At 29.5% G+C, this 12,013-nt stretch carries 13 protein-coding genes; 7 read left to right on the top strand and 6 right to left on the bottom strand.

Features of this window, described 5'->3' with window-relative positions; genetic code table 11:
• The first annotated feature begins 464 nt into the window (after nt 1-464).
• Nucleotides 465-1,715 (top strand): NAD(P)/FAD-dependent oxidoreductase, encoded by a 1,251-nt coding sequence (locus U9R42_08120; protein ID MEA3495986.1) that lies wholly within the window; start codon nt 465-467, stop codon nt 1,713-1,715.
• A 448-nt stretch (nt 1,716-2,163) separates the two neighbouring features.
• On the opposite strand, the gene U9R42_08115 is transcribed toward U9R42_08120, so the two are convergent.
• On the bottom strand, nt 2,164-4,749 hold the full coding sequence (locus tag U9R42_08115; protein MEA3495985.1) for a putative LPS assembly protein LptD: 2,586 nt from the start codon (nt 4,747-4,749) through the stop codon (nt 2,164-2,166).
• 71 nt (nt 4,750-4,820) lie between these two features.
• On the opposite strand from U9R42_08115, the gene U9R42_08110 reads away from it, so the two are divergent.
• The 4 genes from U9R42_08110 (at nt 4,821) to U9R42_08095 (ending at nt 6,587) form a co-directional block, all read left to right on the top strand.
• Nucleotides 4,821-5,603, top strand: coding sequence for an N-acetylmuramoyl-L-alanine amidase (locus U9R42_08110; protein ID MEA3495984.1), 783 nt, complete (start codon nt 4,821-4,823; stop codon nt 5,601-5,603).
• Between the two features lie 401 nt (nt 5,604-6,004).
• Complete coding sequence (gene rpmB / locus U9R42_08105; protein MEA3495983.1) at nt 6,005-6,244, top strand: 50S ribosomal protein L28; 240 nt, start codon at nt 6,005-6,007, stop codon at nt 6,242-6,244.
• Nucleotides 6,245-6,246: 2 nt separating this feature from the next.
• The gene (gene rpmG, locus U9R42_08100) at nt 6,247-6,435 is read left to right on the top strand and encodes a 50S ribosomal protein L33 (protein MEA3495982.1); all 189 of its coding nucleotides are present in this window, start codon (nt 6,247-6,249) and stop codon (nt 6,433-6,435) included.
• A gap of 2 nt (nt 6,436-6,437) precedes the next feature.
• Entirely contained in the window at nt 6,438-6,587 is a 150-nt protein-coding gene (locus tag U9R42_08095; GenBank protein ID MEA3495981.1) for a DUF4295 family protein, read from the top strand.
• A gap of 75 nt (nt 6,588-6,662) precedes the next feature.
• Here the strand turns inward: U9R42_08095 and U9R42_08090 are convergent, their stop codons facing one another.
• Genes U9R42_08090 through U9R42_08075 form a run of 4 tightly spaced genes read right to left on the bottom strand, consistent with a single transcriptional unit; the run spans nt 6,663 to nt 9,972 of the window.
• The gene (locus tag U9R42_08090; protein ID MEA3495980.1) at nt 6,663-7,949 is read right to left on the bottom strand and encodes a hypothetical protein; all 1,287 of its coding nucleotides are present in this window, start codon (nt 7,947-7,949) and stop codon (nt 6,663-6,665) included.
• The gene (locus tag U9R42_08085; protein MEA3495979.1) at nt 7,903-8,979 is read right to left on the bottom strand and encodes a 4Fe-4S binding protein; all 1,077 of its coding nucleotides are present in this window, start codon (nt 8,977-8,979) and stop codon (nt 7,903-7,905) included. The genes U9R42_08090 and U9R42_08085 overlap by 47 nt, the downstream gene beginning before the upstream one ends.
• 4 nt (nt 8,980-8,983) lie before the next feature.
• A complete protein-coding gene (locus U9R42_08080) occupies nt 8,984-9,382 on the bottom strand; it encodes a hypothetical protein (GenBank protein MEA3495978.1) in 399 nt (132 codons plus the stop codon).
• 11 nt (nt 9,383-9,393) lie between these two features.
• Entirely contained in the window at nt 9,394-9,972 is a 579-nt protein-coding gene (locus U9R42_08075; protein MEA3495977.1) for a TetR/AcrR family transcriptional regulator, read from the bottom strand.
• 164 nt (nt 9,973-10,136) lie between these two features.
• On the opposite strand from U9R42_08075, the gene dtd reads away from it, so the two are divergent.
• Together dtd and U9R42_08065 are read left to right on the top strand one after the other, a co-directional pair.
• A complete protein-coding gene (gene dtd / locus U9R42_08070) occupies nt 10,137-10,589 on the top strand; it encodes a D-aminoacyl-tRNA deacylase (protein MEA3495976.1) in 453 nt (150 codons plus the stop codon).
• Between the two features lie 259 nt (nt 10,590-10,848).
• Nucleotides 10,849-11,376, top strand: coding sequence for a hypothetical protein (locus U9R42_08065; GenBank protein MEA3495975.1), 528 nt, complete (start codon nt 10,849-10,851; stop codon nt 11,374-11,376).
• Nucleotides 11,377-11,764: 388 nt separating this feature from the next.
• Here U9R42_08065 and U9R42_08060 read toward each other — a convergent pair.
• Nucleotides 11,765-12,013: orotate phosphoribosyltransferase (locus tag U9R42_08060; GenBank protein MEA3495974.1), on the bottom strand; the 249-nt coding region annotated here is incomplete at its 5' end.

Raw genomic sequence — 12,013 nt, 5'->3', positions numbered from 1 at the left:
TGACAATTAAATGACAGCGAAGCAAATGACCACTAAATGACTATTGAAACAAATAAACAATTCTTCTTAGCGTTCTTTGCTTGCCCCATAAGGAAGAATGACTGTATCGGGGCGTCTTTGCGAGAAATTACTCCTACTCATCAGATTGCCACAGTCGTTCCTCCTTCGCAATGACGGTATGGTGGAGTTTTTTTATAAAGGAGTCAACAGTATCTTGCATCCTCAAACAAATAAACAAATCACCAAATAAACAACTTAATGACAATTAAATGACAGCGAAGCAAATGACCACTAAATGACTATTGAAACAAATCACCAGCTAAACAATTCTTCTTTGCGTTCTTTGCGTCTTTGCGTGAAAATATAAAGAAGTCAGTAGGGATGAGTTTATAAATTTTTGAAGCTCGAAACAAAAACATATACACTTTTAAAATATTGTTTATTAAAAGATACCTTTGCAGTAGATGAATAAATATGATGTTATAGTTGTGGGAGCAGGTCCTGCAGGTTTATTGGCAGCCGGCAGAGCAGCAGAGTTAGGCTCTAAGGTTCTAATCCTTGAAAAAATGCGTCAGGCAGGACGTAAACTACTAATTACAGGAAAAGGCAGATGTAATGTTACCAATAGTGCAGCCATTGCTGAATTTATCACACATGTTTACCCTAACGGAAAATTTTTAAGAAATGCCTTTTCACAATACTTTTCGGAAGATATAATTGAGTTGCTTAACAACTATGGAGTAGAAACTACATTAGAGCGAGGAGGACGCTACTTTCCCAATGACAATAAAGCTTCAGATGTTTTAGAAGCATTACTAAAGTGGGTTAAGGAACTAAAAGTTGAAATCCAAACCGGACATAAAGTTGAAAAGCTGATTGTAGAAAACAACATGATACAAGCTGTTCAGGTAAACGGACAAAAACTAATGGCGAAACATGTGATAATAGCTACAGGAGGAAAATCATACCCTGCCACAGGTTCAAATGGAGAAGGATATGAGTTAGCCGAAAGTGTAGGACATTCTATTGTAAAAGCTATGCCTGCACTTGTACCTTTGGAAACTGAAGGCAATGTGGCACAAAAGCTAAAAGGACTTAGTCTTAAAAATGTAAAAGCTATCGTTTGGGTAAATAATAAGAAAGTAGCTGAAGATTTTGGCGAGATGATATTTACACATTTCGGTTTGTCAGGTCCAATTATTCTAACCCTAAGCAGAATTGTTGTTTGCGAATTACATAAGAACAACAAAGTAGAAATCATCATCGATTTAAAGCCCGCTCTTGATGAGCAAAAACTCGATAAGCGATTGATACGAGACCTTAATGAACATGGAAAGAAAAACATCAATAATATTTTCCGTTATTGGTTACCGTCTAAGATGATTACTGTTTTTATTGAAATTCTAGGATTTGATTTTGACAAAAAATGTCATCAGATTTCATCTAAAGAACGAAAACAAATATTGCATCTTCTTAAAAATATGCCTTTTACAATCACAAAGCACCGAACTTTTAAAGAAGCCATAATTACTTCCGGAGGGATTCCCACTAATGAAATATCACCCAAAACTATGGAATCGAAACTAGTGAAAGGATTATTTTTTGCAGGAGAAATTATCGATCTTGATGCTGAAACAGGAGGCTATAATTTACAAATTGCATACTCAACTGGCTGGTTAGCCGGCAATTCATCTAATGCCAGAAATCCAGCATAAAACTGCTACTACTTTAATTTGCAGAATTACATTATCTGAAAGCTTTTGAGGAATTGATGATTTGTTTATTTGTTTATTTGGTGATTTGTTTATCTGTTTTTTCGTAACACATAACTCTAAGTACTTTAGGCACTTTAAGTACTCTAAGTACTTCTTTTTGTTTATCTGAAAGCATCTATGAAACTCTTTGCTTGGGTTTAATTTTTAATAGCATTGGTTATCCGTAACACATAACTCTAAGTACTTTAGGCACTTTAAGTACTCTAAGTACTTCTTTTTGTTTATTTGAAAGCATTTATGAAACTTTTTGCTGAATTGTTAAAATTTTAACTTTTAGTTTTTAGTTTTTAGCTTTTAGTTTTTAGCTTTTAGTTTTTAGTTTTTAACTCTAAGTACTTTAGGCACTTTAAGTACTCTAAGTACTTCTTTTTGTTTATTTGAAAGCATTTTAATAATCGTAATAATACTTTTTCTTATCAAACTTAAGGTCTTTTAAGATTGCAGATTTTACGTTTATTTTAAACATGTAGCTTTGTCTGTAACCGAAAGGAATCCAGCTAAAGCTCATTTCCCAGCAGTGTAAATCCCTATAAATATCAAATGATGTAAATGAAAACTTATTTAATTCAAGGTCGTATCCTGAGCGAAAATTGATCTTCCATTTTTTTGTTAAACTCAAATTTCCACTAAAGGTTAACGTTTGATTGATTACCGGAGCATTTGTTACTTTTCCGTTACTCACTCTATAGTTTGAATAATTTAATGAGTAATTAAAAGAAATATTCCATGGAATATCGAAATCCACATAATTGCCATAAGGCATTCCATTAAAACCTATTTGTTCCGAATTGTCTTTATTCTTAGGTGAATTAATTCTGGCATTTACAGAAATATTTCCCCGTGTAAGTCTTCCTGCTTGGAAGCCATTAAAAATTGCTAATTTGTCTATTCTAAAACTGTCTTTAGTAATATGATAAGGGTCAATTGTTCCTGAAAACTGAATACTAATTTTATTTTTAAAAAGACTTGTTCTTCCATTAAAACGAATATCTGATAATTTCATTGAATCGGCTAAAAAATTATAATGACCTGAAAAATCGAGATTATCTAATAGCTTTATTTTTTTAGTATTTTCTTTTGTTGCCGTATCTGTTTTAGTTTTAATTTTCGCTTCAAAATTATTTTGAATCCTGAAGTTCAAATTACCTTGCTTATAAGGAGATGGCGAACCAAATATTGCTCCTTGAAAGGCATTATATTTTTCAAAATTATTTACAGTTGTATCTGTTTGAACTTCCTGATAATAGCCCCAATCTGGATTGCTAAAATCGGGATGATAAGAAAAACTTAGGTTAGGTGAAACAAGATGACGTATTGCAATAAGTCCCAATTTATTAATATTGTACATCCCATAAATTCTTGTACTTATATTTCCTGAAACACTAACATCATGCAAGTGATAAACACCATTTAAAGTTTCGGTGATAATTGTGTCTCCAACTGCCGAATCATGTTCGCTGTAGTAAGTTTTATGAATTTTCTCAAAATATGTTCTTCCCGCATAATTTACCGATGGAGAAATTGAAAAATATTTTAGAACTTTAAAACTTGTTGACAATGGAATGTTATGCTTTATTCCATTTTGCCATTCTCTCCAAGTTGCTTCATCAAATAAAATGCTGTCAACAGTATTTATATTATTTCTAAAATCCATATTGTAACTTAAGCCAATATCATTGTACCATTTACTTTTTTTCACTCCACTTCCTCTAAAAGGAAAAATTCTTTTCATGTTAAGACTTAAGTTCGGTGCAGTAAGACTTACAGTGTTGTTGGATAAATTTTGACTATGAGAAGCACTAGCATTCATTGAAAAAGGTGTTCCTGCAAATGTTTTTGAATAAGTAACATTAGAGCTAAGATTATTTTGCAAAATTTCATTAGCATTCATGGAATTATTTCTAAAAGAATTTTGACTTCCTGCATTAACATTTGCACTAAAATTTGAATTTGGTCTTGCTTTGGGGTCTTGTCTGTGCGTCCATCTGATAGAGAAATCTTTATCTAAACGAAAATCCGATGCATCAGGGTCTCCATATTTATTATGTCCGTATTTTATCCCAAAGTTACCCCTGTAATTATATCTCTTACTGTAATTTGAACTTAAATCCATCATCCAACTACCTCTTGAATAAATATCTCCTTTAATTAAAAGGTCAAAATAATCGTTGATTCCTAAATAATATCCTAATCCTCTCAGATAAAAACCTCTATTATTTGATTCGCCATAAGAGGGAAGGATTATCCCGGAAGAGCGTGTTTGTTTTTTAGGGAAAAAACCAAAAGGAACTCCAATAGGTAATGGAATATCTTCAATTACAAAATATGCAGGACCTGTAATAATTTTATTTTCTAAAATTTTTATTTTTGTTGCTGCAATATAAAAATGAGGATGCTCTAAATTACAAGTAGTATATTTTGCATTTTTTATACACAAAACATTATTCTCATCTTTTTTTACTTCTTCACCATGAATATAACTTTGATCTTCCTCAGTATAAAGATTGAATATCTTTGCTTTCTTCGTTTTGAAATTGTAAATAATTTTTTTTGCTTTATATGCTTTCCCACTTTCCGTAAAAACCGGTGCTTCCTTATATTTTTCTAAGCTATCATAATATCCATAGGCATAAATAAGATTTTTATTCCAATCAATTTTTATTATTCCCGCCTCAACTTTTATTTCTTCATAAGTTATTACTGCATTTTTGTAAAGAGTCATAATATTGTTCTCCATGTAAATAGGAAAAGAATCGTTGGCAGAATAATTGATAACTGACTTTATTGCATCTTTACTAATTAAGGAATCACCAATGTTTTTTTCATTTGATAAAGAATCAGGACTATTTACTAATAAAGTGTCGGAAATAACTGAAATACTATTGTTTGAATCAACAATAGCATTTTGCCCAAAGGCTATTGATAAAGTGATTAAAAAAAATATTGTGATAAAAAAATGTTTTAGTAATTTCAAAAGCTGTTTTATTTACTATTTTTGCAGACTAATAAAGGTTTTCAAAGTTAGTTTTTTATAGAATTAACAATATGAAATATTATAGAATATTAATTTTACTTTCAATTATTTTTGTTTTTAGTTCATTCCAAACTTTAAATGATAGCAAATTTCATGTCAAAACAATTGTTATTGATGCAGGTCATGGAGGAAAAGACCCGGGAGCAATATCGGCAGGAATAAAAGAAAAAGATGTTGCATTGTCAATTGCAAAAAAATTAGGGGATATAATTGAAGAAAATTTAGATGACGTAAAAGTTATTTATACACGAAAAACAGATGTTTTTATAGGATTGTATGAAAGAGCTAGAATTGCAAATAACCAAAGTGCCAATGTTTTTATATCAATACATTGCAATGCCGTAAGATCAACAAATGCTTATGGAACAGAAACATTTGTAATGGGTGTTCATAAAAACGAAAAAAACCTTTCAGTTGCTATGAAGGAAAATTCAGTTATCAAAATGGAAGAAAACTATCTTGACAAATATGATGGTTTTGATCCGTCATCTCCTGAAGCACATATAATTTTTTCCCTTGTTCAGAATGCCTATACAGAGCAAAGCCTCAACCTTGCGTCAAAAATAGAAGATCAGTTTAAAAATAGAGTACATAGAAAGAGCAGAGGAGTTAAGCAAGCCGGCTTTCTTGTACTTTGGGAAACAACAATGCCCAGTGTTTTGATAGAAACAGGATTTTTATCAAATGCAAATGAAAGAAAATACCTTACTTCCGATATCGGACAAGTTTATATTGCATCTGCTATTTTTAGGGCATTCCGTAATTTTAAAACTGAACTTGAAGAAAATAATTGATAATTAATTATCTATTTAGTAGCACTAAGAAAACTTTGTATTACTAATTATACTTGGGCTTTGAATTAATAATGGATGTGAATGTAAAAGTCATTCAATTGTCATTAAATTGTCATTGGGTTTTGTAACTTAATGACAATCAAATAACTACTTTATGACATTAGATTCAAGCGACAAAATACACATAATATTCTAACAGTCAAAAACATACGAGTTTTCTTATAGCCACTATTTAAAAATCAACAAAAAATAATGAATAAAACTACAGTACAAAAGACTTATATCCAATTTTTTATCAAAACAAATCTTTTCAAAAAGATAATAAAAAAAATATTTGTTAATAATTTTGTTGATATTAAAAAATATATGATATTTGCACCCCTTAAAGAAAACGGATTATTATGTCAAGAGTATGTGATTTAACTGGAAAAAGAGCAATTGTTGGTAATTATGTAGGAAGAACCAACAAAAGAACAAAAAGAAAATTTTATCCTAACCTTCAGGTTAAGAAATTTTATATACCTGAAATAGATAGAACAATAACACTTAAAATTTCTACAAGTGCTCTTAGAAATATGAATAAAAAAGGTGTTTATAATTATTTAATGGAATTAGAAAAAAAGGGTATTAAAGTTTTATAAAGATGGCAAAGAAAAGTAAAGGCGGAAGGCAACAAGTAATCATTGAATGTACCGAGCACAAAAAAAGTGGTTTACCCGGAACATCAAGATATTTTACTTCCAAAAACAAAAAGAATACTACAGAGCGGTTAGAATTGATGAAATATAACCCGACTCTTAGAAAACACACATTACATAAAGAAACTAAATAATCATGGCAAAGAAAGTTATAGCTGGTCTTAAAAAAGCCACAGAAATTGTAAGAGTTATTGTCCCTGTAAAAACAGCATCAGGACATTATAAATTTAAAGAAGAGATTATCGGAAAATCAAGAGTTGACGAATTTGTTAAAAATAATAGTTAACAAATAAACCGTCCTTTTTAATTTATTGAAAGATTAGTACATGCTTGTACTAATCTTTTTTTTGTTTACAACAATTTAAAAAGCAACTTTTAGTTCAAGCCTTAGCATATTTATATCATTTGGTAATGCATCTGTTTTTACATGACTAAAAATTGCTGTTATTTTTGAATGTCCAAATAATTGAATGGCTGTTTCAAAATCTATCTCAGAGGTATTATTCCCTTCTATTTGTCCAACTGCTTTTATACCCATGTTAAATTTTAGTTTACCTTTAAAATCATGATTTACAGAAGCTTTCCATAAAGGGAAATCTGTTGCATCCAAACGCATTATTTCACCAAGAAATAAATTACTGAAAAGGGGTTGAAATTTTGCATTATTATCAACATCATATTTGCCAATAAAAGCACCACCAATTTCAGTGTTCTCACCAGAATTCCAAATAAAAATTCTTTTAATATCAGCAATATAAACCAAGGTATTATTCCACTTCAAGTTTTGAAAAACACCTCCTGCTAATAGATTAAATTTTGCAGGTAAATTAAAAGTTACCAATGAACCAAAGTATTGTTTGTGGGTTTGAATAATTTTACCAAATTCTTGATAAAAAATAATTCCAACATCCTCTACTATCAATGCTTTCTTTTCTTCAAATTCATTAAATGTTGAAAATTCATCATCACTACTTTCAACTTCTTTTTCAAAAGAAGGATTCCAATTAATTACTATTCCTGCTAAATTTGTCTCTCCACCTTTCTCTCCTATTTTTTCTGTATAATCAGTTGTAATTAAATTGTAAAGATGCCTGTTTCCACAAAAACGTCCCATACGTGCGAAATCATCAATAACAGTCCCTACACGAGGATGAAAAGAAAAAGCTCCGAATTGCTGATCAACACTAATTCCTAAAACTCTTTCATCAACAAGGAAATAATTACCAAGTTTCATTTCATGTAAGCCGACTTTTATTTTAGTATTTTCTTCATTAAAACTATAAAAAACTTGACGTATTCCAAGATGTTTGCTTTTCTCACTTATTTTTGGTGTCAGTTCTGAATTTTCCCATATTTTAAAACCACCTTCAAAATAAAAATGATGCTTTTTTAAAAAGGTGTAATCCAATGCTCCAAGTATCATTCCTCCGTTAAGTTTAGCATTGTCCGCATCTCCCACACTACTCATTATTCCTGGAGCCATAGTTCCTTCTACTGCCCATAATAGAGGAATATCTTTGTTAATTGGCGAAAGATGTGAACCTAAAATACTTCTGCAACGCATTTGTGCATTTACATTTAGCGAGCTAAAAACGATAATACTACTTATTATTGTACTTTTTAATACTTTTAAGAATAATTTTTTCATTATTTGTTTTTCCTTTTCTGTGAAATGAAATACTTTTACTTTTACAAGAGTCTAAACAATCTCCACACAAAATGCAATTTGTGTTATCCAAATAACTTGTTTTGTTTTCCCTTGTTATTGCATCTGTGTTACATGCATCGTTACAATTTTTACATCCTATACAAGAATTATTTATTCCAAGAATTGATGCACCAGGAATTTTGCTTATCCAGCCCAATAAAAGACCTACGGGGCAAATCGCTTTACAAAAAGGACGATAAATAAAAACTGAACTAAGGAGTAAAATTCCTAATAAAATGTATCCTGCAAGATTTGCAGAAAACAAATTGAAAGCAACTTTAAAGGGACCTACTTTATTCCAAAGCAATACATGAGTAAATGTTAGCTGAATTAAAAAACCGATTAAGACTACTGTTCTTACAATTTTTAATATTTTTTGAGCTTTTGTACTTTTCCAAATACTTATTTTAGGAATAAATAAAAATTCCTGTAATGCTCCTAAATGGCAAATCCAACCACAAAATACTTGTCCAAGAATATAGGTTATTGGGATTAACCCAAGAAACCAAATTATTGCCTGCCAATTAATTTCTACACCAATTGCCATTAAATATGTATTCATAAAACTTGAAATTGGACCAGGACAACCTCCTCTGTAAAATCCTAAAATTACAACTGATGCTATTAAAAATATTGATCTTAACTTTCGAGTTGCACGATACCTGACCATAAAACCTGCAAGAATAGTAAAAGCAAGTATTACTAATGACCAATACAATCGTGTATAACTAACTTTTTCTTTAACAACATCCGAATTTTCATTGCTGAATTCATCATTTGATTGTTCAAACTCATCGTTGCTTTGTTCAAATTCCATAAATTCGTCTTCACCTCCATTCTCCTGATTTTCAATAGTCTTAAATTCAGAAAACTCATCTTCATCTTGAGAATAAACTTTAGGAGTAAAAAGCAAAGTAATTAATAGAAAAATAATAAGTCTAAAAGGAATTATTTTAGAATGAGAAAGCATAGTATTAATTTTTATTTTTTATAATCAATGATCCGAATCCACCATCTTTGTCGCAAGTTCTGATAGCACTTAATTGCATTTTATTATCTTTGGTTTTTAATACTTCAATTTTTAATTTTCTTTCAAAAACCATTGTAGAATTTTGTTTCCAATCCGTGGCACCAACTACTTTTAAGCCGTTCATTTCAAACTTGGTTTTTTTGATAGAGATAGGGCAAGATCTGTGAGTTAATGTTACAATAACTTTTACAACTATAATATCGCCTACTTTATATATTTCTTTTTCACCCTGTACTATTTCAATTTCAATTTCACAAGCATTAGCTTCTTTAGGATAAAATGTTATTAAAAACACTCCTATAAAAAACAGAAATAAAAATTTGGAATTAATAATTTTTTTCATTTTACGTTTTTTTACTTTTTAATTAATATTTTTATTGATTCAAATAATTTTTGTCCTTCTTTTTTAAGGTCAAAAGCAAATGAACTTAGCTTCCATTTTTTTACAATTAAGCGTAATGAAGCCATAACAATAATGGTAATTTGATTTTTATCAACTTCATTTTTTATTTCTCCATTTATTTGCCCTTCTCCAATTATTTTCAAAATCATATTCTCATTTATCTGAAGAATTTCATTGATCTTATTATATAAGCTTTTGTCATTATTGAAAATTTCTTCAGCAAAAATTACTGAAATTATTGCAGGATTCTCTAAAAAAAAAGCAAAATGTCCTTGATAAATCTTTTCTATCTTTTCTATTGCACTATCATTATTATTAATAAATTGCTGTTCAAAATGACGCATCTTATTATTAAAACCATCAAGAATTTCAACAAGAATTTGAAATTTACTTTCAAAATGTCGATATATTGCCGGCTCGGAAATACCAATAGCCTTGGACAAATTTTTAATAGTAAACCCCTGTATCCCTTTTTCGTCAATAATTCTAACAGACTCTTCGATTATTTGTTCTTGTCTTTTTGATAACATCTCAATTAAGTTAGTTAGTATTCACTCGCAAAAGAACAACAAAAAAATTAACTGACCAAATTTTTTTTAAAATAATTTTTTCATCAGCAAAATAAATGAAAATTATTCCATAAAATTTTGTTTTTTTAAAAAAGTATTTTGAATTTTGCAATATAATTAAAGTTATGCGTGTAATTATTCAAAGAGTGAAAGAAGCCTCAGTATTGATTGAAAATGAAATTTATTCAAAAATTGATAAAGGATTGTTAGTATTAGTAGGAATTGAAAATGCTGATACAGGAGAAGATGTTGATTGGCTGGTAAAAAAAATTATTAATCTGAGAATATTTGATGATGAAAATGCTGTAATGAATTTATCGGTGAATGCTATTGAAGGAGAAATTCTTGCAGTTAGCCAGTTTACACTTCATGCAAGTACAAAAAAAGGAAACAGACCATCATACATAAAATCGGCAAAACCGGAAATTGCTATTCCTATCTATAATAGTTTTGTAGAAAAATTAGAGCAAAGCTGTAACAAAGAAATTAAGACCGGAGAATTTGGTGCTGAAATGGATATTTCATTAATTAATGATGGACCTGTAACAATTTTTATGGATTCCAAAAATAGAGAATAGTATCCCAAGAAATTTTTTGAAATTAAAATTGAGTTCACTCTAAAAAGTAATGAGTGCAGGTTTTGAAAATCAGGAATTGCCCCATTCTCTAAAGAGAGTACTGATTTTTAACTACTTCTCCCTTTAGAGTTTGATGTAAAAAGAAGCTGAAAATTATTTTAAGACTTTTTTGAGTGGACTCAAAATTAAAATTGTATATTTGAAATATTTTAATATCTGTTTTTTATATTACTCATTTATTAATAAAATATTAATTGTTATGAAATCATTAAGAATACATTCTATTATTGTTGTTTTTATTAGTTTATTGGGCATTCCTGAATTACATGCACAAGTGGAAAAAACCATTAAACAACCAAGAAAAAATACAGGTGAAGCAAGTATTGACCAATTTGTTAATAAAGCTTTTAGCATTTACACAAAAACTCGTTCAACCAATTTAAACCTTCTTGATTTGGAGAAATCATTAAACAAACTTAAAGAAGGTGAAATTGAAAAAATATTAAATATTCAAGAGCAGGTTGGTAACATTAGCAAAAACACCCTCAAAATGGATGATGAAGTTAAGTCATTATGCAAACAATCTCCTGCATTGTTTGAATCTGTAAAGTCGATAGGGTCGGTACGAACAGCACTTACTGCAACAAAAAACTTAAATTCGGCAAAAAAAGCTCTTAATATATCAAAGGGCAATCTCAAAGAACAGCCTCAACTTACAAAGCGAATAATGTCCAATTCTAATGAGCTTTTGAAAAGAAACGAGGAAGAAAAGGGAAACAAGGAATAATCGTTTTAGTATCTTATTTCTAATATTAGTGTATCTTTTGGCAGAAAATATATAAAGGACAATAACTGCCACAGATTCACAGATTAAAAGTAATTTACTATAATAAATTTTTACAAAGCAAAATACCAAAGGCAGTTTGAAATCTGTGAATCTGTCTTTGACAGACGTACTTACTTCTTATTACACTTAGCATATCTTCGACAGACGAAGTCAGTTATTCTTTTCCAGTTTATCTGGGTTAGGTATTTCAAAAGAATAAATGCTTCGAATATAAGGAAGTAATTTTATTTTTTAGCAATTAATAATTCTGCGTATAGCTACGTTTATACAAAGATGAAAATATCGCAAAAAGATAGGAATCTAATTTTGCAGAGTTTTCTTAGAGGTACTATTTACCCCATTTCTCAGGAGCTTTTCTCCATTCCTTTAATAGTTGCAAATCTTTATCAGAAATGTATTTCATTCTTAAAGCTTCTTCCAGTAAAATATTATAATCTGTCAAGGTATAAAATTTAATATTATTGTTTTCAGCATTTTCCTTTGAAATATTAAAATCATAAGTAAAAATGGCAATTAAACCACTAACTTTATAATTATCATTTTTTAGTTTTATTACAACATCAAAACTACTTTTACC

It is taken from the genome of Bacteroidota bacterium (assembly GCA_034723125.1).
Lineage (GTDB): Bacteria > Bacteroidota > Bacteroidia > CAILMK01 > JAAYUY01 > JAYEOP01.
Note: the sequence above shows the minus strand (reverse complement) of the source record. Positions and strands in the feature narration are given on the sequence as shown.

Excerpts from the sequence above, each read along its gene's own strand:
- U9R42_08120 (MEA3495986.1), top strand. The coding sequence starts at position 465 with ATGAATAAATATGATGTTATAGTTGTGGGAGCAGGTCCTGCAGGTTTA.
- U9R42_08110 (MEA3495984.1), top strand. The coding sequence starts at position 4,821 with ATGAAATATTATAGAATATTAATTTTACTTTCAATTATTTTTGTTTTT.
- rpmB (MEA3495983.1), top strand. The coding sequence starts at position 6,005 with ATGTCAAGAGTATGTGATTTAACTGGAAAAAGAGCAATTGTTGGTAAT.
- rpmG (MEA3495982.1), top strand. The coding sequence starts at position 6,247 with ATGGCAAAGAAAAGTAAAGGCGGAAGGCAACAAGTAATCATTGAATGT.
- U9R42_08095 (MEA3495981.1), top strand. The coding sequence starts at position 6,438 with ATGGCAAAGAAAGTTATAGCTGGTCTTAAAAAAGCCACAGAAATTGTA.
- U9R42_08090 (MEA3495980.1), bottom strand. The coding sequence starts at position 7,949 with ATGAAAAAATTATTCTTAAAAGTATTAAAAAGTACAATAATAAGTAGT.
- U9R42_08085 (MEA3495979.1), bottom strand. The coding sequence starts at position 8,979 with ATGCTTTCTCATTCTAAAATAATTCCTTTTAGACTTATTATTTTTCTA.
- U9R42_08080 (MEA3495978.1), bottom strand. The coding sequence starts at position 9,382 with ATGAAAAAAATTATTAATTCCAAATTTTTATTTCTGTTTTTTATAGGA.
- U9R42_08075 (MEA3495977.1), bottom strand. The coding sequence starts at position 9,972 with ATGTTATCAAAAAGACAAGAACAAATAATCGAAGAGTCTGTTAGAATT.
- dtd (MEA3495976.1), top strand. The coding sequence starts at position 10,137 with ATGCGTGTAATTATTCAAAGAGTGAAAGAAGCCTCAGTATTGATTGAA.
- U9R42_08065 (MEA3495975.1), top strand. The coding sequence starts at position 10,849 with ATGAAATCATTAAGAATACATTCTATTATTGTTGTTTTTATTAGTTTA.